Raw genomic sequence first — 22314 nt, 5'->3', positions numbered from 1 at the left:
TGGTCAGGTGGATGGCGTGGCATGGTCCGCCGCCAGCCCGGTTTCCGCCATGGTGCCTGCCTGCCCTGCGGGCTGGCGGTAATAATAGTATTCGGCGATTTTGACCGGCAGCAGGTCCATGAACCGCGATCCCGCCGTCAGCCACCACGGGAACGAGATGCGCCGCCTGCCGCGTGCAACGCCGGACAGGATGGTGCGCACGGCGTCCCCCGTCTGGGTCAGGCCGGGCATGTGGAAATCGTTCTGCGCCGTCATGGGGGTGGCGACAAAGCCGCAGCACACGCTGGACATGACAATGCCCGCCCGCTTCATGTTGGCCCCTGTCGCCACCATGAAGCGGTCCACCGCCGCCTTGGACGCGCAGTAGGATGGCGTGCCGGGGAAGGAGACAAGCCCCGCCACCGATGACATGGCGCAGATACGTCCGCGCACCCCATCGCTTCCGCGTGGCTGCGCGCGCATGACATGCAGCGCGGGCAGCACCGTGTTCAGCACGCCATCCACGTTGGTCGCGAACATGCGGCGGACCTGCGCATCGGGTTCATGGGGCGCGTCATCCCCCCCACGGGTAGAGGCGGTAATGCCCGCGCATGCAAAAACCAGGTCCAGCGGGCCCGCGCTCCCGATCCATTTTTCCATGCCGGCCTGGTCGCGCACGTCACGCACCTGCACGCGGGCATCGGCGCCACGTGCAATGCAGCGTGTCGCCACGTCACGCAGGGCGTCGGCATTGCGGCCACCCAGATGCAGCGTGCGTCCCGGCCGGGCAAGGGCAAGGGCAAGTCCGCGCCCGATCCCCGAGGACGCGCCGGTAATGAGTATCGAATCCTGTTTCATATTCGCAGACTACATACTCCCTGTTAGAACTGCGCTACCCCGTTTATGCATCCGGCGCGCATTTGAACCGCCACCGCCAAGGAGACCCGCATGACCCAAGCACCCATTCCCCCCCGCACGCCCCCCGTGGCCCCGGTCCGGCGCCGTGGGGTCTGTCTGGTTATTTCAGCGCCATCGGGTGCGGGCAAGTCAACCATTGCCAATGCGTTACGGGCGTCGGAGCCGCAGCTGCTGCATTCCGTGTCCGTGACCACCCGGCAGCCGCGACCGGGGGAAACGGACGGTATCCATTACCATTTCCGCAGCATGGACGAATTCACCCGCATGGCGGACGCGGGCGAGATGCTGGAATGGGCGACCGTGTTCGGCCGGGGATACGGCACCCCCCGCGCCCCGGTGGAACAGGCCCTGTCGGAGGGGCGCGACATGGTGTTCGACATCGACTGGCAGGGGCACCGCCAGATCCGCGCCGCCCTGCCGGGGGATGTGATCAGCCTGTTCGTGCTGCCGCCTTCGATCGAGGAACTCGAACGCCGCCTGCATGGCCGCGCATCGGACGAGGTGGATGAAATCGCGCGCCGCATGCAGGCCGCGCGGGACGAGATCTCGCACTGGAATGAATTCGACCACGTCATCATCAATTCCGACCTCGACACGGCCATCGCGGAAGCCCGCGCCGTGCTGGTGGCGGCCAGGCTGGAACGCCACCGGCAGGTGGGGCTGGCGGACCTGGTGGCCAGCTTCGGTATCTGACCTGCACAGGCGGGCCACACGGCCCGCCCGGACGCGCATGTGTTTCATGCACCATGGATCATGGACAAGGTGCCGGGAATTCGTGGATATGCCGATAGCGCGGCGTCCGCCGCCGTCCTGATCCCCCTGTCCTTCGGATTCCCATGCCTCCGCGTAGCCTTTCCGCCCCTGCCATGCCGTTCTGGATGATTGCCCTGCTGGGGCTGCTGACGGCCATCGGCCCGCTGGCGACCGATATGTACCTGCCCGCCTTTCCCATCATGGATGCGGAACTGGCCGGTGGCCATGCGGGCGCCAGTCAGGTCACGCTGGCGGCGTGGTTCGCGGGGCTGGCGGTGGGGCAGTTCAGTCTTGGCCCCATTTCCGACCGGCTGGGCCGCAGGCTGCCGCTGCTGGGCGGTCTGGTGCTGTTTACGGTGGGATCGGTCGGGTGCGCCATGGCCGCCAGCTTCGATTTGTTCTGCCTGTGCCGGTTTGTCTCGGCGCTGGGCGGGGCGGCATGCGCGGTCCTGCCACGCGCCATCGTGCGCGACGTGGCGACAGGGGCCGTCGGCGCGCGCATGATGTCACAGCTCATGCTGGTGTTCGGGGTCATGCCCATCCTTGCGCCGTCGCTGGGCAGCCTGGTGCTGATGATGGGGCACTGGCGGTGGATTTTCATTATTGCGGTCATCTATGGCGCGGCGGGACTGGGCACGGTGCTGGCCACCATGCCCGACACCATGCCTGTGGACAGGCGCATCGCCTTTTCCCTGACCGGCACGATCGCCCGTTACGGCGGGCTGGTGCGTGAACCGGTGTTCATGTCCAGCGCGCTGATCAACAGTTTTTCCTCGTTCGTCATGTTTGCCTACATCACCTCCGCGCCCATGGTGTTCGAACATCTGCTGGGGTTCACGCCCACGCAGTTCGGGGTGTTTTTCGGGCTGAATGCGGGAATATTCATTGCCTGCGCGCAGACGAACGGCAGCCTTGTGCACCGGATCGACCTGTCGCGGCTGCTTGATGGTGGCATTGCATGCTGCCTGCTGGCGGCAACCATGTGCCTGGTGCTGTCGCTTGCGGGCGTTGCGGGACCTGCCCATCCGGCGCTGGTCTGTGTGCTGATCAGCAGCATTACCGGCTGCCTCGGGTTTATCGGGCCGAATGCCACTGTGCTGGCGTTGACCCACCATGGTCACCAGGCGGGGAGCGCCTCGGCACTGATGGGCACCATCCAGTTTTCCCTTGCGGCGGCCAGTGGCTTCATTCTGGGTCATGTCGCCTTCCGCACGCCTGCGCCGCTGGCGGTGGTGGTCATGGCGGGTGTGGGCTGCATGGTGGCGTGCAACATGTGGCGGCATGCGTGCAACCGGCGCGCGGGAGGTTCCGGCGTGCCGTAGGCCCGTGGGCGTGGTCCATCATGCGCTTTCGCTTTGACGTGGGTGGCCTGCCGCGCTACGGCAGGGATATGTCTGCTGAACCTGTCGTCCGGTCTGGCGATCACCCTCATGCGCGGGAGGCGTCGTGAACGGCGTACTCGATTTTATTGCCGGATTGGGCAGGGCCGTTCTGGATATCGTCCGCATGGCGGGGCGGGTGGCGCTGTTTGCCGCCGTTGCCCTGTCGCATGTGGTCCGTCCCCCCTTTTACTGGCGCACGCTGTGGGGCACGCTGGTTGAAATCGGCTATTTCTCGCTGCCGGTTGTTGCACTGACGGCGCTGTTTTCGGGTGGGGTGATCGCACTCCAGTCCTATACCGGTTTTGCCCAGTACCATGCCCAGAACGCCATTGCGGGCATTGTCATTCTTGCGGTTACGCGTGAACTGGGGCCAGTGCTGGCGGGGTTGATGGTGGCGGGCCGGGTCGGAGCCGCCATGTCGGCTGAAATCGGCACCATGCGCGTGACCGACCAGATCGACGCGCTGACCACCCTGTCCACCAATCCCATCAAGTACCTTGTCACGCCACGGCTGGTGGCGGGCACGCTGGCGCTGCCGTTCCTTGTGCTGGTGGCCGACATACTGGGCGTGCTGGGCGGGTTTACCGTGTGCGTGATGAAGCTGGATTTCTCGGCGTCCGCCTATATCACGGCCACGATTGCCTCGCTCAAGGTCATGGACGTGACGGTGGGGCTGGTAAAGGCAGCCATCTTCGGGTTCCTGATCGCGCTTATGGGCTGCTATCACGGCTATCACAGCCGGGGCGGGGCCGAAGGCGTGGGGGCGGCGACGACGGCGGCCGTGGTCGCGGCCTCGATCCTGCTGCTGACATTCGACTACCTCCTGACAGACGTGTTCTTTTCCCAATGACCGACACACAGACACCCAAGATCCGCATCCGCGGCCTGAAAAAGGCGTTTGGCCCCAAGGTGGTGCTGGATGGGGTGGACCTTGATGTCATGGGCGGCACGTCGTTCGTGGTCATCGGCGGGTCGGGCACGGGCAAGTCGGTGCTGCTGCGCTGCATACTGGGGCTGATTACGCCCGATGCGGGTTCCATCGAGATTGACGGCGTGGATGTCACGACGCTTTCGCCCCGCCAGCGTGAACCCTACATGGCCCGGATCGGCATGCTGTTCCAGAATGGCGCGCTGTTTGACAGCCTGAGCGTGTGGGAAAACGTGACATTCGGCCTGATTGCTGCGGCACGCGCGGGTCATGGGCCGCGCATTACCCGCGCACAGGCCCGCGAACGCGCGGGCGCCCTGCTGGAACAGGTGGGCATGGACCCTGCCGTGGGCGCGCTGTCGCCATCCGAACTGTCAGGGGGCATGCAGAAACGCGTGGGGCTGGCGCGTGCGATTGCGGCACGTCCTGAAATCCTGTTCTTCGATGAACCGACAACCGGGCTGGACCCTATCATGGGGGCCGTGATTGACGGGCTGATTGCCGACTGCGTGCGCAGGCTGGGATCGACCGCCATCGCCATTACGCATGACATGGCCTCCGCCCAGCGGATCGGGGACCGGGTCGGCATGCTGTATGAGGGTAGGCTGATCTGGCAGGGGCTGCCGTCAAGGCTGTTCGACAGTGGCAATCCGGTGGTGGACCAGTTTACCCACGGTCGCCGCGAAGGGCCGATCAAGGTTGATGTGCGGAACTGATTGATAGGGAAACAGAATTTTTCTGGCGCCGCCTTTTTGAAAAAAGCGTCACCAAAAACTTTTGTCCCGTTTGGCCAGGGGCTTTTCATGCGCCCTCTGACTTTTGCGGCCGGTCGTTCCATATATGATATACACGATCTGTTCTTGTCCAAGGAGCCATCATGGCGCGTCGGCCCGCTAACCGTTTTGTCTGCCAGTCCTGCGGGGCGGTCTTTTCCAAGTGGTCGGGCCGGTGCGATGCCTGCGGCGCATGGAACAGCATAGTCGAGGAAACGGTCGAACCCACCGCAACCGGCGGCACCAATGCCCGCAGGCGCGCCGGCAGCCGCATCAACCTTGTCGGCCTTGCGGGCGACACGCCGCCGCCGCCGCGCATTGAAACCCGTATCGGGGAACTGGACCGCGTGCTGGGCGGTGGGCTGGTTCCGGCATCCGTCGTGCTGGTGGGTGGTGACCCGGGTATCGGCAAGTCGACGCTGCTGCTGCAGGGCGCATGCGCCCTGGCCCGTGCAGGGCGCAAGGTCATGTACATATCGGGCGAGGAAGCGGTGGACCAGATCCGCCTGCGCGCGCGCAGGCTGGGGCTGGAAGCGCCGACGCTGGAACTGGCCGCCGCCATCAATGTGGCTGATATCGCCGCAACGCTGGATGCGGAAAAGGATCTGGCGCTGGTCGTGATCGATTCCATCCAGACCATGTGGATGGAAACGGTGGAAAGCGCGCCGGGTACCGTAAGCCAGGTCCGCGCCTGCGCGTTTGAACTGATCCGCCTGGCCAAGCAGCGTGGCTTCAGCCTGATTCTGGTGGGGCACGTGACAAAGGAAGGGGCGCTGGCCGGTCCCCGCGTGCTGGAACACATGGTCGATGCGGTCATGTATTTTGAAGGCGACCGTGGGCACCAGTTCCGTATCCTGCGCGCGGCCAAGAACCGTTTTGGCGCGACTGACGAAATCGGCGTGTTCGCCATGACCGATCAGGGACTGGAAGAAGTACCCAATCCCTCCGCCCTGTTTCTGGCTGAACGGCGTGGGCATATCGCGGGGTCCGCCGTGTTCGCGGGCATGGAGGGCACACGCCCCGTCCTGCTGGAGGTGCAGGCCCTGCTGTCTCCCAAGGCAGGGGATGGCGGCGCGCGGCGCGCGGTCGTGGGATGGGATACGGGGCGGCTGAACATGCTGCTGGCCGTGCTGGAAGCGCGGTGCGGCATCAAGCTCAACACCATGGATGTCCACCTCAATATCGCAGGCGGCCTGCGGGTGGGTGAACCGGCAGCCGACATGGCGGTGGCTGCCGCCCTTGTTTCCGCCGCGACCGGGCAGCCCACCAGCGCGGGCTCGGTCTATTTTGGCGAGGTCGGCCTGTCGGGCGAGATCCGTCAGGTCTCGCAGCCCGATACACGCCTGAAGGAAGCCCACAAGCTGGGATTCGAGCAGGCCTTCCTGCCGCGCCGTATCGCACGCGGCAACCGCAAGCCCACGGCCCCGGACGGGCTGGGCATACAGGAAATCGGCCATCTGGGCGATCTGGTCAGCCTGTTTACGGGAGCCATGGAGGAGGCGGCGGGGTGAGTACTCCCGAACGCTTCATGCTGCGCGAACCCGTCATGCTGGAGCGGGAGGTGAAGAAAAGCATCTTCCTGGCGCAGGCGGCCCCCGCCTCCACCCCTGCGGATGCCATGGAATTCATTGCATCCGTCAGCGATCCCGACGCCACCCACAACTGCTGGGCCTACCTGATCGGCCAGACCTATCGCAGCGATGACGCGGGCGAACCCGGCGGCACGGCGGGCCGCCCCATCCTGCAGGTGATCGAGGGACAGGGCTTTGACCGCACTGTGGTCGTGGTCACGCGGTGGTTTGGCGGCACCAAGCTGGGCGCGGGTGGTCTGGTGCGGGCCTATGGCGGGACAGCTGCGGAATGCCTGCGCACGGCGGAACGCATCCCGATCGTGGACATGGTGTCCCTGACGTTTGGCTGCGGTTTTTCCGACCATGCCCTGTTGCGCGCCCGACTGGAAAGCATGGACTGCCAGATCGTGGGCGAGGATTTCGGCGCGCAGGGCGTTGGCATGCAGATCACCCTGCCCGCGGCAAGGGAGGCGGAGGTCCGCACCCGCATAACCGACATTACCCGTGGGCAGGCATTGATCCGCGCGGTGGAGGAAGACGGCATGCAGGGTGTTGGAGACTAACGGCATTGCCGCTATGTCAGACAGCGTTTCACCTTCACCATACGGAAAAAGACCAGATATGACCAATACCCCGCCGGACCGTCTGTCCGTCAATCCCGCCAGCCCCTTTTACAACGAGGCCCTGCTTGATCGCGGCATTGGCGTGCGTTTCAAGGGCATCGAGAAAAACAATGTCGAGGAATACTGCATAAGCGAGGGCTGGGTGCGTCTGGCCGTGGGTCGTGGCACCGACCGTTTCGGCAACCCGATGGCCATGAAGGTCAAGGGCCCGGTCGAGGTCTGGTTCAAGTCCTGACCCGGCAACCGATAAAAGGATAAAAATTTCTGGGTGCCGCCTTTTTTCAGGGGCTGTCGGGAATTATCGTGAACTGATGATTGCGGCTGTGAGATGAATCATGGCTGCAAAGGATCTGTCTGTCCTGTCGCTCCGCATGGGATGCGGTTCCTGCGCTGGGGAATGACCACGCAGGCGCCTTGCGCGCGTGTGGTGTCCACGATCCGGTGGACATCGAATGCCCTGTCTGCAAAAAACGTCCCGAAATCCGCTGGTTAGGGAAGAGGCGCAACCCCGATCCGTCTTCTTGCCAGAACATCGGGGGATCATCTTCGCCCATTGGGCGTCCGTCAGCACAAAGCGATCCATACAGGCTTTGAATCGCATCAAGACACTTTTATTCCCAGCAGGCCCCAAAAGCTTCAGGGAATGCCGCCTTTTTGAAAAAGGAGGCACCCAGAAACTTTTATCACCGGATCGTTCCGAAACAGTACTTACGGCGCTGCCGGCGGAACGACAGCATATAATCCGATTTCCAGATGCTTGCCGGTTGAATAATTCAGTCCCGCCTGCTGCCCCAGTTCATGCACATCCAGACCATTTTCCATAACACGGGCACTAAATGCCGCCAGATCCTGTGCCCCCACCAGCGCCATGCCGCATTTCTGGTTCTGCTGCAGGAAGTCCGCCGCAGCCGTGGCATTGACCAGCCGCGTATCCTGCCCCAGCAGGAAGACAAGGCTGGGTTCCGAATCCGAGGTCGAAGCCACAATGGTCCGGGCACAGGGCCGATGCGCATCGACCATCGCCGCAAGGCGGGGGCTGAGCCATATGGTCTGCAACCGGGGAATGACGGTTGTAAACAGACCGACATGGATGATGACGGCCGCAGCTATCGCCGCCATGGCCGCGTGCAACGCCTGCCGGTGCAGGATCAGGTAACCGGATAGGGCCAGCAGCGGTAGCACGCCCGCAGGTACCAGCATGGCGGCAGGCGACATCATGCCTTCCATGCGCCACAGCAGCACCGGTCCCGCAAACGCCAGAACCGACCCAACCGTGAACCAGATCAGCCCATAGGCCGCAAGCAGGCTGCGCGCCCAGATTGCCCGTGGCCATTCCCAATCGGTGGGGAAGGATACAATCGCCGCCGCAGTCAGAATGGCAATGGCCGGATAGGTTGGCAGCACGTAATGCGGCAGCTTGGTCGCAATGGCCTCGAACACCAGCCAGTGCGGCACGATCCAGCACAGCAGGTAGCGCACATGCGGCTGAAACCGGCGTTCCCATACAAAAGGCAGGCCCATGGCGGCAAAAACCGACCCCGGCCAGAACGCAATGGCGAACGCCACCAGATGATAGCCCGGCGGCAGGCCATGCGTTTCCTGTCCACTGGCGACCTTACCGAGGAAATTGCGCCCGACCGCCCGTGAAAAGAAGTCCCCGTGGCTGATTACCCCGATGGCGATGCACCACGGCAGCACGATGGCCAGCATGACCAGCCAGCCCCATGCCGGACGCAGCCGTTTCCACCAGTCAATGCGCCGTTCCACCAATGCCAGTGCAAGAGGCGTGCCAAATCCGGGGATCAGGATGACTGGCCCCTTCAGCATCAACCCGCAGCCCAGCGCGATCCAGTACAGCAGGGCCGCAGCCAGCGGCGTGGCAAGGTCACGTTCGCGATCCAGATACGCCCGCAGCAAACCGCATTGTGCCAGCAGCACAAACAGCAGCAGGGTCGTATCAATGGTGGCCATGCGCCCTTCGGCCGTCACCAGCACCGAGACAGCCAGCAGACCCGCAGCCAGCAGGCCGCACATCGGCCCGAACAGGGCAGCCCCGATCCACGCCGTCAGCACGGCGGAACCAGTTACCGCCAGAAGGGAGGGAATCCGGTAGGGCCAGACCACATGCCTGCCCTCCATGCCCGTCAGGCGCACGGCAGTGGCTTCAAGCCAGTATATGCCGGCAGGCTGGAGATAGCGGGGCTGATCCAGAAACCGGACATCGACATAATTGCCGCTGTGCAGCATCTGGGCCGTGGCTTCCATATAACGCGGCTCATCACGATCGAGCGGAGGAAGCGATGCACGCCCCGGCAGGAACAGGACAAACACGGACAGCGCCACAAGGATATAGTGGCGCAATGTCAGGCGCGTCATGGGCACGGTCCCTTCAGCGTTCAGTAACGCGTTTCGGTATCCTGGCGCGGTTGTTCAGCCACATGACACCCAGTATGTCCCGGATGCCGACAATAGCCCGATTAAGGTTGGTATATTTGGACGTTCCATACAGCCGGTTCCGGTGATGAACCGAATAACAGGCCAGCGGCACCCCCCGTCTGCCCATAAGGGAGGGCAGGAAACGGTGCAGCCCTTCAAACTGCGGCAGTGCAAGGAAATCCTCGCGCCGGAACGCTTTCAGCGATGCCCCCGTATCGGGACAGCCATCATTTAGCAGACGGCTGCGCAGGGCATTTGCAAAACGCGATGCCAGCCTGCGTGACATGGTGTCACGCCGCTTGGTCCGCACACCCACGACCAGTGGGGCACGCCCCTTTGCCGTGCGGCACATGTCCAGCATGGGTATGAAATCGGCAGGATTGTCCTGCCCATCGCCATCCAGCAGGATAACCCACTCACCCCGTGCGGCCTCAACGCCGGTACGCAGGCCAGCAGACTTCCCGTAAACCGTATCATGGCCAAGGATACGCAGGTCGGGCAGGATACCGTCGCGCCTTACGGCTTCAAGTTCCGCCACGGTGTCATCCGTGCTGCCGTCATCGACAAAGATGACTTCGGCACGGGGCAACTGACCAAGGACAGCGGCGATTTCCTGACACAGGGGACGGATATTCGGTCCCTCGTTCAGCACAGCCGCGATAATGGAGACAACGGGGCGGTCTTCCGCCCCATCCCCTGTCATGCCGGTTGTCACCAACGGTGATCAGGCAGCGCGCTGTGACAGGGCCGCCGGCAGGTCACCGATGGACTTGTCGATAATCTTGCCGTCCGTATCAGCAGGCAGGCTTGCAGCCAGCGTTTCCCGCGTGGCCTGAATGGCGATATCAACAGCCGTTTCACGGACTTCACGCAGGGCGGAACGTTCCGCCGATGCAATCCGGTCCTTGGCCATCTGTTCACGCCGGGCTGCGATGTCCTCGGCGTCCTGACGGGCCTTGACTGCAATGTTGGCGGCTTCACGCAGGGAATGTTCGACCAGTTCCTTGGCCTCGGCCAGAGCCGCTTCCCGGTCCCGCGTCGCATCCTCAAGCATCTGTTCGGCCTCACGGCGCAGACGCGCCGCTTCATCCAGCTCCGCGCGGATGCGCTCTGCCCGTCCGTCCAGCGCGCTCACCAGGGGTTTCCACAGTGAACGCCCGAACAGGACAAAAAACAGGACAAAGGCAACAGCCGACCAGAAACGGGGATCATGAAACATGATTATGACCTGTCTGTCTTGGGCAGCGCGTCAGAGACCACGTGCTGCCGCAGCAGAACCGACCTTTGCCGTCACGAAATCGGCCGGGGCGGCAATGCCGGATAACTGATGGATCAGCGTTTCCGCCGTCGTTGTCGAAATCTCGCGCACGGATGCCAGCGCCTGCCCACGTGCCTGTGCAATGCGGGTTTCGGCATCCTGGATTTCCGTCGCCAGACGCGCATTCATTTCCTCGGTCTGCCGGGCGGCGGCAAGACGCGCCTCCTCGACAACCTTGTCCACATTGGCCTGTGCATCCGCCAGCGCCTTGCGGCGGGCTTCATGCAGATCGGCCACTGCTTCATCAGCGCGGGTCTTGGCCTTGTGCGCAATCCCGAGATCCGTCTCAATCGTCTGACGACGCAGCGACAGGACCTTTTCCACCTTCGGCAGGGCCGAACGGCTCAGCAGAAGGTACAGGACCAGGAAAATGCCAGCGCCCCATATCACCTGTCCGATGACATAGGGATTGCCAAAATCAAGCTGGGGCATGCCCTCGGCGCGCGCGCCAGGGGCTACCATGGCCATCAGCGGCAGAGCCAGCGCGGACGGGGCCAGGAAAGTCCCCGCCCTTCGGATGTTGTCATACATCACGGCGCGCGCCATGTTCGCCTCCAGCGTATCAGACGAACAGGATCAGGAACGCGATCAGAAGCGCATACAGGGCGACGGCTTCCGTCAGGGCGAAGCCCAGCATGCCGAGACCGAACACGTGCGGACGCGCGGACGGGTTGCGCGCGATGCTGCTGACCAGCGTGGAGAAGATGTTACCCAGGCCAATGCCAACGCCAGCGAGGGCGATAACGGCGATACCGGCACCAATTTCACGGGCTGCTGCGATATCCATGTCTTGTTTTCCTTGTTTCAGACGTTCTGGATTGAAATAGATGGAAGCGGGGAGCGACCCGTTAGTGGGCCACCGCCTCCCTCAGATAGATGCAGGTAAGGATTGCAAACACATAGGCCTGCAAGGCGCCAACCAGCAATTCGAGTGCCATCAGCGCGATATTGATGACCACGGGACCAACGGCGATGATGTCACCGAAGAAGCCCAGACCGGCCAGCATGATCGTGAAGGCGGCAAACATGTCGAACATCACGTGACCGGCGACCATGTTGGCAAACAGACGGATCGACAGGCTCACGGGACGCGAAAGAAAGGAAAGGATCTCGATCGGAATCAACAGCGGGGCCAGGGCCTTGGGGGCGCCGGCAGGCATGAAGTGGGCAAAGAATTTCGCCCCCTGCACCTTGAGCGACACGATGATCGAGAGGCAGAACACCATCAGCGCCAGCGCCAGCGTCACGGCGATATGGCTGGTGAAGGCAAAGGAGAAGGGCAGCAGGCCGAGGTAATTCCCGGCCAGGATGAAGAAGAACAGCGTGAACACGAACGGGAAGAAAGCCCGGCCTTCCGGGCCAATCGTATCAACCGCCATGTTGTAGATGAAGTCGTAGCACATTTCGGCCGCGGACTGCAGCCGCCCCGGCACCACCGCAGCGGGCCGCATGCCCACATACAGGAATGCCAGAACCACAATGGCGGCAACAATCATCATCATGGGGGACTGGCTGAACCGCAGGGATTCGCCAAGTGCACCCAAAACTGGATGGAGCTCGAACTGACCGAGCGCGTCGATGGATGATCCGGCCGCCAACTTCGTTCTTCCCTATATCCGTCCGGGACCGTCATCCGGTCCCGTTGCCTTAGTGTTTATGGCATCGGGCCTGACAAGACGCCAGACATTAAGCACACCTGCCACACCGCCCAGAAGCGAAAAGACAATAAGGAACCAGGGCTTCGTATGCAGCCAGTGGTCAAGCCCCCAGCCAATCGCAACCCCGACCACAAGCGCCGACACAAGTTCCGTTCCTGACCTGATCACCAGGCCCAGATCGGACAGTGTCCCACCGGTGTCACGTTCCACGGCTGCGGGCGGGTTCAGACGCTCACGGGCCGCTTCCAGTCGCCGGTCAAAGGACTCGTCGGACGGATCGTTATCCTTATCCACTTCTCGCACCTCCCAAGGGTGCAGGCGCTAGCTAACGATGCTGCAATAACCTGTCAAGCAACGGGTGGCAAACAAACACGCCACCCCTGCATCTTTTTTTCCCATATCGGGAGTACGCCCGACTTTTAATCGCCCGAGGAACCACCGGGTATGACGTCATACCCGGCACTGCCGGGGAACGCGCCGGGCGGGGGAGCATCAGCGGGTTCGACATGAATGGCCTGGTTCACGTCGGGTCCGATCTCACGCGCGTTGATCGCGGTCCCATGGTCCCCCGTGACGCCCGTGCCGATGGCATGCAGCGTCGCCCCCGGTTTGAGCCATGCGACAAGACGGCTGGCATTCTTTTCCCCCACATACACGACGCTGTGGTCGCGCATGATCACGCCCTGCACCCCGCCCTGCATGTCATACAGCGGGGCAAGGATGGTGCCGTCCACCGGCACGTCCGGCCCGATACTGGGGGATTCCACCGGCATCGGCGCCGTGGCGGGGGGGCGCACGTCGGCTATACGGCGCCCACGCGGACCCGTTACGGCATAGGCCCGCACGATGGGACGACCAATGCCTTTCAGACCATTGACGCTGACCTGTTCGCCCGGACGCGCGATGGCGGGAAGCTGCTCGCCAAGGTCATGGGAGAAAAAGACCTGCGTGCCATCGGCAAGCAGCATGCCCGACAGCTGTCCCGCCGGGCTCAGGATATACTGCGTCATCTGGCCGGTGGTGACCGGCAGGGGGCTCATGTCGAACACCGGCGCGACCTGCGCCGCAGCCGGGGCGGCCGGTGCGGGCTGTGCGCCGCCCTTGCCGGCGGCATGGGCACCGCCCGCCGCCAGACTGCCAGCCACAAGCACGCCCGCAAGCAGGCGGCAGGAGGAACGTCGATGAATGTCCATGCGGGTACCCGTCTTTCGTCTGTCTTAACCCCGGTCGTCCACCGGGCGTGCTATCTCATGCCATCCCCGGCGCGCAGGCAAGGGGGCTGGCTGTGGGATCAGTGCCGGAAATGGCGCATACCTGTGAAAACCATCGCGATGCCGGCCCTGTCGGCGGCGGCGATCACCTCGTCATCACGGATGGAGCCTCCGGGCTGGATCACGGCGGTGGCGCCTGCGGCGATGGCGGCCTCAAGACCGTCCGCGAAGGGGAAGAACGCGTCCGACGCCACGACGCTGCCCTGTGTCAGCGGATGGTCAATGCCCGCTTCCTTTGCCGCATCGGCGCTTTTGGTCGCGGCGATGCGCGCGGAATCAACGCGGCTCATCTGACCTGCGCCAATCCCCACCGTGCTCTGGCCCCTGGCATAGACAATGGCGTTCGACTTGACGTGCTTGGCCACGCGGAAGGCAAAGATCAGGTCCGCCATTTCCGCTGGAGTCGGCGCGCGCTTTGTCACCACCTTCAGGGCGTCGGGCGTGATGCGGCCATTATCGCGCGTCTGCGCCAGGAAACCGCCAGCCACCGACCGCACCACCACGCCACCGGCTGCCGGGTCCGGCAGCGCGCCGGTCAGCAGCAGGCGCAGGTTCTTTTTGCGCGCAAGGATCTGCCGCGCCTCCTCGGTTGCATCGGGGGCGACGATCACTTCGGTGAAAATCGCAGCGATGCGCGATGCCGCTTCGGCTTCCAGCGTGCGGTTGAGCGCCACGATCCCACCAAAGGCCGAAACGGGGTCGCACCGCAGCGCCCTGTCCCATGCTTCCGCCTGTGTCGCCGCCACGGCCACCCCACAGGGATTGGCGTGCTTGACGATCACCACGGCGGGCGCGTCAAATTCGGCCACGGCCTCGAACGCCGCATCCGTGTCGTTGATATTGTTGTAAGACAGGGACTTGCCCTGCACCTGTGTTGCGGTAGCCACACCGGGGCGGGTGGACCCGTCGGTATAGAAAGCCGCTTTCTGGTGCGGGTTTTCGCCGTAACGCAGGCTCTCGCGCTTTTCACCGGCGACGATCATGCGCGGCGGGAGTTCTTCGCCTTCCTGTTTTGCAAACCATGCGGCGATGGCGGCGTCATACGCCGCCGTGCGGGCATAGGCGGCACCGGCCAGTATCCTGCGCTGCGCAAGCGTGGTGCCGCCGTTTTCCAGCGCGGTAATGATGTCGCCATACTGCGCCGGATCGGTGACGATGGCGACATGGGCGTGGTTCTTGGCCGCGGCACGGATCAGGGCGGGGCCACCAATGTCGATATTCTCGATACAGTCATCCGCACCGGCGCCGGACGCCACCGTGGCCTCGAACGGGTACAGGTTGACGGCCACGAGGTCGATCGGGGCGATCCCGTGCTCTTCCATCTGGCTGACATGCGCGGGCAGGTCCCGCCGCCCCAGGATGCCACCATGCACCTGCGGCACCAGTGTCTTGACGCGACCATCAAGGATTTCCGGGAAGCCGGTATGTTCGGACACGTCGCGCACGGCGATCCCGGCCTCGCGCAGGGTTCGGGCGGAACCACCCGTCGAGAGGATTTCCGCGCCATGGGCGACAAGGGCGCGGGCAAGGTCAAGCAGGCCCTTCTTGTCGGAAACGGAAATCAGGGCACGCCGAACCGGCACGGTCTTCGGGGGGGTCATCAGCGGGTGACCTTTCACGCAAGCTGGAAATGAGCCAATGCGGGAGGCTTAGTCCAACCGCAGGAGGCGGGGCAATAAGCGAAATGTCATAATGGCCCCCTGCCGGTCGGGAAACGGCCCCGACAGCACGGCCGGCTGTCCGCCAGTGGTGGCATGCGCACCAAGCCAGACAGGCAATGGCCCCTATCCGTCTTCCGGGTGCTGCAGGGTGTGGGCATACTGCGCCAGCATGGCGCGGACTTCCTGCCCGTCCGTTGCTTCCAGCGCACGGCAGGCCATGCGGCGGCAGTCATCCATGGCGGCGGCCCGGATGGCCCGCTTGACCCGTGGCACCGCAGACGCATGCATGGAAAAAGACCGTACCCCCAGCCCCACCAGCAGCGGCACCGCCAGCGGATCGGACGCCAGTTCCCCACAGACGGAAACCGGCCTGCGCTGCCGCAGCCCCGCATCCGCCGTCATGCGCACAAGCCGCAGCACGGCCGGGTGCAGCGGGTCATACAATGCCGCCACATCCGTCGCGACACGGTCGGCGGCAAGGGTGTACATGGTCAGGTCATTCGTGCCGATGGCCAGGAATTCGGCCTCCTGCGCCAGCACGTCCGCCATGAGGGCCGCGGCGGGCGTTTCGATCATGATGCCAAGCGGCGGCAGGGGATCCGGAATCTTCACCCCCCTGCGCCGTAGCCTGCGCCCGACGCGGGCATAGATATCGCGCGCGGCCTGCAGTTCCTCCAGCAGGGAGACCATGGGCAGCAGCACCCTTACCGGCCCCGCATGGGCCGCGCGCAGGATCGCGGCGAACTGCGTTTCCAGCAGCGCGCGGTGCTGGAGCAGCAGCCGGATGCCCCGCACCGCCAGCGCCGGATTGGCGTCGCCCCCATTGCCAATTCCCACGCGTGACAGGGCATCGCTATTTTTTTCGCTACCCCAGTCCACCACGCGGATCGTGACCGGGTCCCCCGCCATGGCCTCGATCAGGGGTAGGTAGATGGCTTCCTGCAGTGCTTCATCAGGCAGCGTATCCGTATTCATGAACAGGAATTCACTGCGCAGCAGCCCGATACCCGCCGCCCCTGACTGCGCGACCATGGGCAGTTCGGCCGGGATTTCCAGGTTGGCCTGAAGCGTCAGCACCTCCCCGCTGGACAGCCGCGCGGGCAGGCGACGCAGGCGGCCAAGCATCTGGCGTTCGCGGGCGTAGGATGCAACCTCGACCCGGGCCGCCGCAGCCGTGCGGCTGGACGGCCGCACGATGACCCGTCCCGTCGCCCCGTCCACCACCAGCCGCGTGCGCCGTCCCACCTGCGCCAGCAGGCCATGGGCCGCCAGCACGGCGGGAATGCCCAGCGCACGCAGCAGGATGGCGGTATGCCCGGTGCTGCCGCCTTCTTCCGTCACGACGGCGGCAATACGGGATGGATCGATCAGGGCGGCGTCGGCGGGACGCAACTGCTCCGCGACCAGGATGGCCCCATCGGGCAGGGCGGAAAAGGACCGGTAGGGCGTGCCGCTGAGGTTACGGACCAGCCTGCGCCCGATTTCACGGAATTCGCCCGCCCGCCTGCGCGCGGCCACGGCGTCTTCCCCCTGCGGCGCGGGACGACCGGGCGGGGCCAGCATGAGGGCGGCCAGTGCCTCGGTTTCCTGCATGACGGCGGCTTCGGCCAGCATGCCCTGCTCCAGCCGCGCCTCGATCCCGCGTCGCAGACGCGACGGCCCGAGCATCCGGCGGTAGACTTCCAGCAGGGAGCCGATTTCCACCTGTCCGTCTTCCGGCAGCAGCGCCAGACGGTCATGCAACCGGCCAAGCTGGGCGACGGAACGGCTTATGGCGTCATGCAGGCGGGTACGTTCATGCGCGGGATCACAGTCGCTGCGCGCCATGTCCACTGGCGGCGGGGCCGGTTCATGCGCGACGGCGGCATAACCGATCGCAACCCCGGATGAGACGGGCTGGCCTTCCAGCCGGACTTCCCCCGCGCGGGGGCGCTGCTTCGGGCGGCGTTCAGTCGTCTTCATCAAACCCGGCCCCGACCAGCCGCGTCAGGGCCCTGAGCGCCTGCGGCCCCTGTGGGCCGGAGGTCGTGATGGTGACTGTCTCCCCCCTGCCCGCGCCCAGCATCATGAGACCCATGATGGAATGGCCCGAAACCGTCATGCCCGCATGGGCGACATCAACGCCCGCATCGAATTTTTCCGCCACCGTCACGAATTTCGCGGCCGCGCGTGCATGCAGCCCGCGCTGGTTCACGATCTCCACATCCGCCTGATGCGATGCGGGCTGCGCGACCGCTTCAGCCACCGTGGCCTGCCACGCTGTCCGCCTCGCCCACGCATTCCCCAACCCCGGACAGGCACGCTGCTGGCAGGTGGGACGCCACGGATATGTACCGCCTGCCTGCCGCTTCCGCGCCATTGAGGCATTCCTGCATATCCGCATGGCCCCGCATCTGCGCCAGCTTGACCAGCATGGGCATGTTGACCCCCGCCAGCACTTCCACCCTGTCGGTTTCCAGAACGGAGACCGCGACATTCGATGGCGTGCTGCCAAACATGTCAGTCAGCAGGATGACGCCCTGACCGCTATCGACCGAGTCGATGGCCTGCTGCAATGCCGTACGGCATGTTCCAGGCAGGGAGGTGGCGGTGACGTTGAACACCGCTGCCTGCGCCTGCGGACCGACCACATGTTCGAGTTCCCCCTTCAGGGTCTCGCCCAGGACACCATGCATCACGAACACAAGACCGATCATTGCGGGTCTTTCTGCTCCGTTGTTTCCGGCAGCCCGCGGGGCCGGTTGGCCCACCGCCAGCTGCTGCGGCCCTGACGGGCCAGTTCACGATGCATGATCACCACCGGCCATGCATCATGTGGATGGGTATGCCCGACGCGTTGCGCAAGCCTGAGGGCAAGGGCCTCCACCAGCGTGACGGAGCGGTGCCGCCCCCCCGAACAGCCGATGGCGATGGTGGCGTATTTCTTGCCTTCCTGCACGAAGCGCGGCAGCACCAGTTCCAGCAGTCCTGCAATCCGGTCAAGGAATTCCTGGTAATCCGGGTCACGGGCCACATAGTCAGCCACGTCCTGATCCAGCCCGGTCATGGCGGACAGGGCTGGATCATAATAGGGATTGGTCAGGAAGCGGGCATCAAACACCATGTCCGCTTCCCGCGGCAGGCCGGCGGGAAAGGCGAATGACATGAGGGCCACCGTCAGGCCATCGAGTCCCCCCGCCGTCCATTCCCCGAACCGGGCCTCGACCAGCTGGCGCAGTTCCGGCGGGGGCAGGTCGGAGGTGTCGATCACCACATCCGCCGCTTCACGCAGGGGGGATGTCAGGCGGATTTCAGCCTCGATCCCTTCCTTCACGGTGCCATGGACGGCCTGCGGGTGACGCCTGCGGGTGGCCGTATAACGGCGCAGCAGGACGCTTTCCTCGGCTGTTGCGTAAATCAGTTCCGCATTCAGGGCCGGGTTGACCCGCAGCCGCGCCAGCGCCTCCAGCACGGCGGACGCATCGAACCCGCGCGTGCGGGAATCCACACCTACCGCCACCGGACGTTCGGCACGCGCCACGATTTCATCCAGCATGCCCAGCGGCGGGTTGTCGATCACCTCGTGCCCCAGATCCTCCAGAATACGCAGGATCGAGGACTTGCCTGCCCCGGACAGCCCGGTGACAAGCAGGATACGACGGGGAAGGGGTGTGTCTTCATGCATGGTGTCAGTCACGCAAAACCCTGACTTCTGTCAGCCACATGCCCAGTGACAAATCGCTGTCTCATGGCGGGATCGGAACCTTTTCGTGAATCCATTGTTCCCTGAACGGGCGGCAATGGAAAGTGGCGACGATATCACATCTGTCTTTCATCCAGCAGTTGCCTGTCACCGGCAACGCAATCCAGCACCAGCCCGATCCGGGCCACGGCGGAGGGCTGCGCCGGATCAAGGAAAAATACCGGCTGCCCCACTACCTTATCACGCTTGGGCGCCGGGGGGAGTCGCGGCGGGTAATCCGTGGGAGAAACCAGCCTTGCAACAGCCACAACGCGCACGCGCGCGCGATAGGCCATGCGCACGATCCCGATGCCGCGCACTTCCAGCAGCCCCGCAAGGGCCGGGGGCGCGCTGGCCCAGCCCGCATGCATGCAGACCCTGTCATCGGCCACAAGATCATACCCCGCGTCGATCAGGCGCAGCAGCAGGTCGGATTTCCCGGCACCCGACGGCCCGCAGAGCATGATGCCCTGCGCCCCCCGCGCGGCGCAGGACGCATGGATCTGGACCAGTTCATTCATGGACGAGAAACGTCATTTCGGGGATGGAAAATTTTTTATGGACAAAACATGACCATTTTGTGATTCTGACTCCAATGGAAGAAATCATGCCGTTCCGCCCTTCACCGGAAATACACATCCGGCACCTGACCGGCGTCGATGCCACAACCGGACAGTTCCCCGCTGACCTGTTTCCCCAGATCCGGCAGGCGCTGGCAACGGGCATGGCCCGGCTGGACCAGCAGGGCATGGGGGCGGACAATGTCACCCGCATCACCTTCACGCTGCGTGAAACCGACGGGTTCAGCACCTGCTTTCCCCTTCTGAACGATCTGTTCGGCCGCACCTGCCCCGCCACGACGCTGCGGCTGGGCAAGCAGTTTGAACGGGCCGGACAGCTGGCGGAAATCGAACTGGTCGCCCTGCCCGCACAGGCTGACGACACACTGTCCTGATACAGTCGTCTGAAAGAAAGCCCGCAAACACAGGTCAGTTCCGTGTGGAGCCTGTCTGTCGAACAGTATTTAATTCTGGAAAGTAAGGAAAGTGGTGGAGCTGAGGGGAATCGAACCCCTGACCTCCTCATTGCGAACGAGGCGCTCTCCCATCTGAGCTACAGCCCCACATTCCTCGCGCGATAGATACCGCGCACAGGCAGTAAGTCAAGACCCATTTTTGGGCGCACAATCGCTTTTCTCTCCTGCCCGGCGCCGTCATAGCAGTTGTATGCGGGCGTGCCGGACACTAAATTCTGTTTCCCATCATCCATGAAGGTTGGCCCGTTGATCACCATTATCTTTAACCTGCTGGCTGAGCTCATACAGCTTTATTACTATGTGGTGATGCTGGCCTGTCTGTTCAGCTTCCTGCTGGGCTTCGGCATTCTGGACCCGCGCAACCAGATTGTCTGGAACATCTCCAACTTCCTGTTCCGCATGACCGAGCCGGTGCTGCGCCCCATCCGCAACATCCTGCCGAACATTGGCAATATCGACCTCAGCCCGCTCGTACTGCTGCTCCTGCTGCAGTATGTGGTGATGCCCGTCATGGGCAAGATCTACGGCATGCTTATGGTCGGCATTGCATAAAAGCCGTGACGGCGGGCTATCCCCCCCACGGCGAAGGCGGATATAACAGGTATTGCGGCCTTGGCTTTCCTTCGGGCCGGATTTCAGGAGTTATCATTAAATGAAAAAAACGAACCGTTTCCTGACGCTCGTCGCGGCCCTGCCGCTTGCGGCCGCCCTGTCCGGCGCGCCTGCCCATGCACAGGGCTTTGGCGGCCTGACTGGTGGCTCGTCGGGTGAACTTGGCAAGGCGGCCGGCCTGCTGTCGGGCAGCGGCCTGAACGTGCCGTCCGTCTCGTCGCTGGCTCCCTCCAACGTCACGGGCCTGCTGAGCTACTGCGTGCAGAACAACTACCTGCAGGGCAACAGCCCCACCACGCTGCTGTCCTCGCTGAAGCAGAAGGCTGGCCTTGATACCTCCAGCAGCCAGTACACCAACGGCCAGAACGGTATCCTGGATACCGGCAACGGCAACACGTTCTCGCTGTCGTCGCTGACCGGGAACCTCAAGCAGAAAGTGTCGACCAAAGTGTGCAATGCCGTGCTGAAGCAGGGCAAGTCCCTGCTCTGATCCGGTCAGTTATGTGTCCGCCCGTCTCAGAACGGGCGGACCACCACCATGATCACGATGATCATCATGAGAACGGTCGGCACCTCATTGGCCATGCGATAGAACCGTTCGGGCCGGGTATTACGGTCATTGGCGAAATCACGCCGCCACCGCCCGCACGCGCCATTGAACCCCGCCATCGCCAGCACGCAGGCAAGCTTGGTGATCCACCAGCCTGAATGCCAGTCAACCAGCCCCGGAATGGCCGACAGCAGGCCACCGAACAGGAATGTGCTGATCATGGCCGGCATCATGATGAAGCGCAGCAGCTTGTATTCCATCACCTTGAACCGTTCGGATTCCGCCGTGCCCGGCGCCACCTGGCAGTGATAGACAAACAGCCGCGGCAGATAGAACAGCCCCGCCATCCATGCAATGAATGACATGATGTGGAATGCCTTCAGCCACAGCATGATGGACGCCAGCGCATCAATCATGCGCGGCGCCGTGTGGCTTCTGGCTGTCCAGGACACGCCGCAGCAACGGCACGAACTGGTCAAGATGCGTGATCCGCAACAGCCCCGGCCATGACGGCGCGGGCAGGTCGGCAGACCTTAACAGTACGCATGCCATGCCCGCCGCCTGTGCCGCGCGCGCGCCGGTATCGGTATCTTCCAGCACGATGCAGTTTTCAGGCGGTACGCCCTGCGCCTTCGCCGCCGCCAGATAGACCGCCGGGTCCGGCTTGGGCTGGCCCATGTCACGGGCAGAATGGATGTGCGCGGGCGCGATCAGTTCATCCAGCCCGGTGCGGCCGAATTTCGCCTCCATTTCCATGACCGAGGAATTGGAACCGATCCGGTAGGGCAGGCCCAGCGCCGCCACCCCGCGCAGCATGGCGGGCGCACCGTCTATGGTTTCCGCCTCGCTGCGCATGAGGGTGACAAGGTTGCGCTGCATCTGCGCAGGCCAGTCATCGGGCAGGGTTATGCCCTCCGCCTGTTCGATTTCATGTTTCAGCGCCGTCAGGGCGTGACCGGCGAAGCGCCGGACCGCGTCCTCGTCACTGATGGCCAGACCATATTCACGCAAGGTGCGCGCAATCATGCGGCACGACGGTCCCTCGCTATCGATCAGGACACCGTCACAGTCAAAAATGACCAGTCTGAGCGCGCCATCAGGACGCAGGGCGGCAGGTAACATCA

At 63.8% G+C, this 22314-nt stretch carries 27 protein-coding genes and 1 tRNA gene; 10 read left to right on the top strand and 18 right to left on the bottom strand.

Going from position 1 to position 22314, the window contains the following annotated elements:
* Positions 1–3 precede the first annotated feature (3 nt).
* Positions 4–837 carry an SDR family NAD(P)-dependent oxidoreductase gene (locus B7449_RS02900; protein WP_039733334.1) on the bottom strand — a complete coding sequence of 278 codons (834 nt, stop codon included), beginning with the start codon at positions 835–837 and terminating at the stop codon, positions 4–6.
* A 90-nt stretch (positions 838–927) separates the two neighbouring features.
* Between B7449_RS02900 and gmk the strand changes: the two genes are divergently transcribed.
* From gmk to B7449_RS02865, 7 genes are all read left to right on the top strand, one after another.
* Positions 928–1590 (top strand): guanylate kinase, encoded by a 663-nt coding sequence (gene gmk, locus B7449_RS02895; RefSeq protein ID WP_039733335.1) that lies wholly within the window; start codon positions 928–930, stop codon positions 1588–1590.
* 143 nt (positions 1591–1733) lie between these two features.
* Entirely contained in the window at positions 1734–2972 is a 1239-nt protein-coding gene (locus B7449_RS02890) for a multidrug effflux MFS transporter (RefSeq protein ID WP_039733336.1), read from the top strand.
* Between the two features lie 124 nt (positions 2973–3096).
* Positions 3097–3882 (top strand): MlaE family ABC transporter permease, encoded by a 786-nt coding sequence (locus B7449_RS02885; RefSeq protein WP_010513695.1) that lies wholly within the window; start codon positions 3097–3099, stop codon positions 3880–3882.
* Positions 3879–4676 (top strand): ABC transporter ATP-binding protein, encoded by a 798-nt coding sequence (locus B7449_RS02880; protein ID WP_039733337.1) that lies wholly within the window; start codon positions 3879–3881, stop codon positions 4674–4676. Before B7449_RS02885 ends, B7449_RS02880 begins: the two co-directional genes overlap by 4 nt.
* A 161-nt stretch (positions 4677–4837) precedes the next feature.
* Positions 4838–6244, top strand: a complete 1407-nt coding sequence (gene radA, locus B7449_RS02875) for a DNA repair protein RadA (RefSeq protein ID WP_039733338.1) — start codon at positions 4838–4840, stop codon at positions 6242–6244.
* Positions 6241–6867, top strand: coding sequence for an IMPACT family protein (locus B7449_RS02870; RefSeq protein ID WP_039733339.1), 627 nt, complete (start codon positions 6241–6243; stop codon positions 6865–6867). The genes radA and B7449_RS02870 overlap by 4 nt, the downstream gene beginning before the upstream one ends.
* 58 nt (positions 6868–6925) lie before the next feature.
* Positions 6926–7162, top strand: a complete 237-nt coding sequence (locus tag B7449_RS02865) for a DUF3297 family protein (protein ID WP_039733341.1) — start codon at positions 6926–6928, stop codon at positions 7160–7162.
* A gap of 473 nt (positions 7163–7635) precedes the next feature.
* Here the strand turns inward: B7449_RS02865 and B7449_RS02860 are convergent, their stop codons facing one another.
* The 14 genes from B7449_RS02860 to B7449_RS02795 all read right to left on the bottom strand — a co-directional run bounded on the left by B7449_RS02860 (position 7636) and on the right by B7449_RS02795 (position 19513).
* Positions 7636–9303 (bottom strand): ArnT family glycosyltransferase, encoded by a 1668-nt coding sequence (locus tag B7449_RS02860; protein ID WP_039733342.1) that lies wholly within the window; start codon positions 9301–9303, stop codon positions 7636–7638.
* 13 nt (positions 9304–9316) lie between these two features.
* On the bottom strand, positions 9317–10066 hold the full coding sequence (locus tag B7449_RS02855) for a glycosyltransferase family 2 protein (protein WP_039733343.1): 750 nt from the start codon (positions 10064–10066) through the stop codon (positions 9317–9319).
* A 21-nt stretch (positions 10067–10087) separates the two neighbouring features.
* Positions 10088–10582, bottom strand: coding sequence for a F0F1 ATP synthase subunit B family protein (locus tag B7449_RS02850; RefSeq protein ID WP_039733344.1), 495 nt, complete (start codon positions 10580–10582; stop codon positions 10088–10090).
* A 30-nt stretch (positions 10583–10612) separates the two neighbouring features.
* Positions 10613–11227, bottom strand: a complete 615-nt coding sequence (locus B7449_RS02845; RefSeq protein WP_039733345.1) for a F0F1 ATP synthase subunit B family protein — start codon at positions 11225–11227, stop codon at positions 10613–10615.
* Between the two features lie 16 nt (positions 11228–11243).
* Entirely contained in the window at positions 11244–11468 is a 225-nt protein-coding gene (locus B7449_RS02840) for an ATP synthase subunit C family protein (RefSeq protein ID WP_003616715.1), read from the bottom strand.
* Between the two features lie 61 nt (positions 11469–11529).
* Complete coding sequence (locus tag B7449_RS02835; protein ID WP_039733347.1) at positions 11530–12279, bottom strand: F0F1 ATP synthase subunit A; 750 nt, start codon at positions 12277–12279, stop codon at positions 11530–11532.
* A 12-nt stretch (positions 12280–12291) separates the two neighbouring features.
* Entirely contained in the window at positions 12292–12633 is a 342-nt protein-coding gene (locus B7449_RS02830; protein WP_010513676.1) for an AtpZ/AtpI family protein, read from the bottom strand.
* A gap of 125 nt (positions 12634–12758) precedes the next feature.
* Positions 12759–13532 carry a hypothetical protein gene (locus B7449_RS02825; protein WP_039733348.1) on the bottom strand — a complete coding sequence of 258 codons (774 nt, stop codon included), beginning with the start codon at positions 13530–13532 and terminating at the stop codon, positions 12759–12761.
* 98 nt (positions 13533–13630) lie between these two features.
* The gene (purH, locus tag B7449_RS02820) at positions 13631–15211 is read right to left on the bottom strand and encodes a bifunctional phosphoribosylaminoimidazolecarboxamide formyltransferase/IMP cyclohydrolase (protein WP_039733349.1); all 1581 of its coding nucleotides are present in this window, start codon (positions 15209–15211) and stop codon (positions 13631–13633) included.
* Positions 15212–15394: 183 nt separating this feature from the next.
* On the bottom strand, positions 15395–17233 hold the full coding sequence (ptsP, locus tag B7449_RS02815; RefSeq protein ID WP_039733350.1) for a phosphoenolpyruvate--protein phosphotransferase: 1839 nt from the start codon (positions 17231–17233) through the stop codon (positions 15395–15397).
* The gene (locus tag B7449_RS02810) at positions 17220–17516 is read right to left on the bottom strand and encodes an HPr family phosphocarrier protein (protein WP_039733351.1); all 297 of its coding nucleotides are present in this window, start codon (positions 17514–17516) and stop codon (positions 17220–17222) included. The genes ptsP and B7449_RS02810 overlap by 14 nt, the downstream gene beginning before the upstream one ends.
* Positions 17509–17967, bottom strand: a complete 459-nt coding sequence (locus tag B7449_RS02805) for a PTS sugar transporter subunit IIA (RefSeq protein ID WP_039733353.1) — start codon at positions 17965–17967, stop codon at positions 17509–17511. The genes B7449_RS02810 and B7449_RS02805 overlap by 8 nt, the downstream gene beginning before the upstream one ends.
* A complete protein-coding gene (gene rapZ / locus B7449_RS02800; RefSeq protein ID WP_048883197.1) occupies positions 17964–18935 on the bottom strand; it encodes an RNase adapter RapZ in 972 nt (323 codons plus the stop codon). Before rapZ ends, B7449_RS02805 begins: the two co-directional genes overlap by 4 nt.
* 134 nt (positions 18936–19069) lie before the next feature.
* On the bottom strand, positions 19070–19513 hold the full coding sequence (locus tag B7449_RS02795) for an HPr kinase/phosphorylase (RefSeq protein ID WP_039733355.1): 444 nt from the start codon (positions 19511–19513) through the stop codon (positions 19070–19072).
* A gap of 23 nt (positions 19514–19536) precedes the next feature.
* Here B7449_RS02795 and B7449_RS02790 point away from each other — a divergent pair, with 23 nt between their 5' ends.
* Positions 19537–19947 (top strand): RidA family protein, encoded by a 411-nt coding sequence (locus B7449_RS02790; protein ID WP_048883195.1) that lies wholly within the window; start codon positions 19537–19539, stop codon positions 19945–19947.
* Between the two features lie 92 nt (positions 19948–20039).
* Here the strand turns inward: B7449_RS02790 and B7449_RS02785 are convergent.
* Positions 20040–20115, bottom strand: a tRNA-Ala gene (locus B7449_RS02785).
* A 144-nt stretch (positions 20116–20259) separates the two neighbouring features.
* Here B7449_RS02785 and B7449_RS02780 point away from each other — a divergent pair.
* Positions 20260–20580 carry a YggT family protein gene (locus B7449_RS02780; RefSeq protein ID WP_029329345.1) on the top strand — a complete coding sequence of 107 codons (321 nt, stop codon included), beginning with the start codon at positions 20260–20262 and terminating at the stop codon, positions 20578–20580.
* Positions 20581–20680: 100 nt separating this feature from the next.
* Entirely contained in the window at positions 20681–21130 is a 450-nt protein-coding gene (locus tag B7449_RS02775; protein WP_039733357.1) for a YjjA family protein, read from the top strand.
* A gap of 26 nt (positions 21131–21156) precedes the next feature.
* Here B7449_RS02775 and hemJ read toward each other — a convergent pair whose 3' ends face one another.
* Positions 21157–21606, bottom strand: a complete 450-nt coding sequence (gene hemJ / locus B7449_RS02770; protein ID WP_039733358.1) for a protoporphyrinogen oxidase HemJ — start codon at positions 21604–21606, stop codon at positions 21157–21159.
* Positions 21599–22312 carry an HAD family hydrolase gene (locus B7449_RS02765; RefSeq protein WP_039733384.1) on the bottom strand — a complete coding sequence of 238 codons (714 nt, stop codon included), beginning with the start codon at positions 22310–22312 and terminating at the stop codon, positions 21599–21601. Before B7449_RS02765 ends, hemJ begins: the two co-directional genes overlap by 8 nt.
* Positions 22313–22314 lie beyond the last annotated feature (2 nt).

Source organism: Komagataeibacter intermedius TF2 (assembly GCF_000964425.1).
Taxonomy (GTDB): Bacteria; Pseudomonadota; Alphaproteobacteria; order Acetobacterales; family Acetobacteraceae; genus Komagataeibacter; species Komagataeibacter intermedius.
The sequence above is the reverse complement of the archived record's forward strand: the minus strand, read 5'-3'. Positions and strand labels throughout refer to the sequence as shown.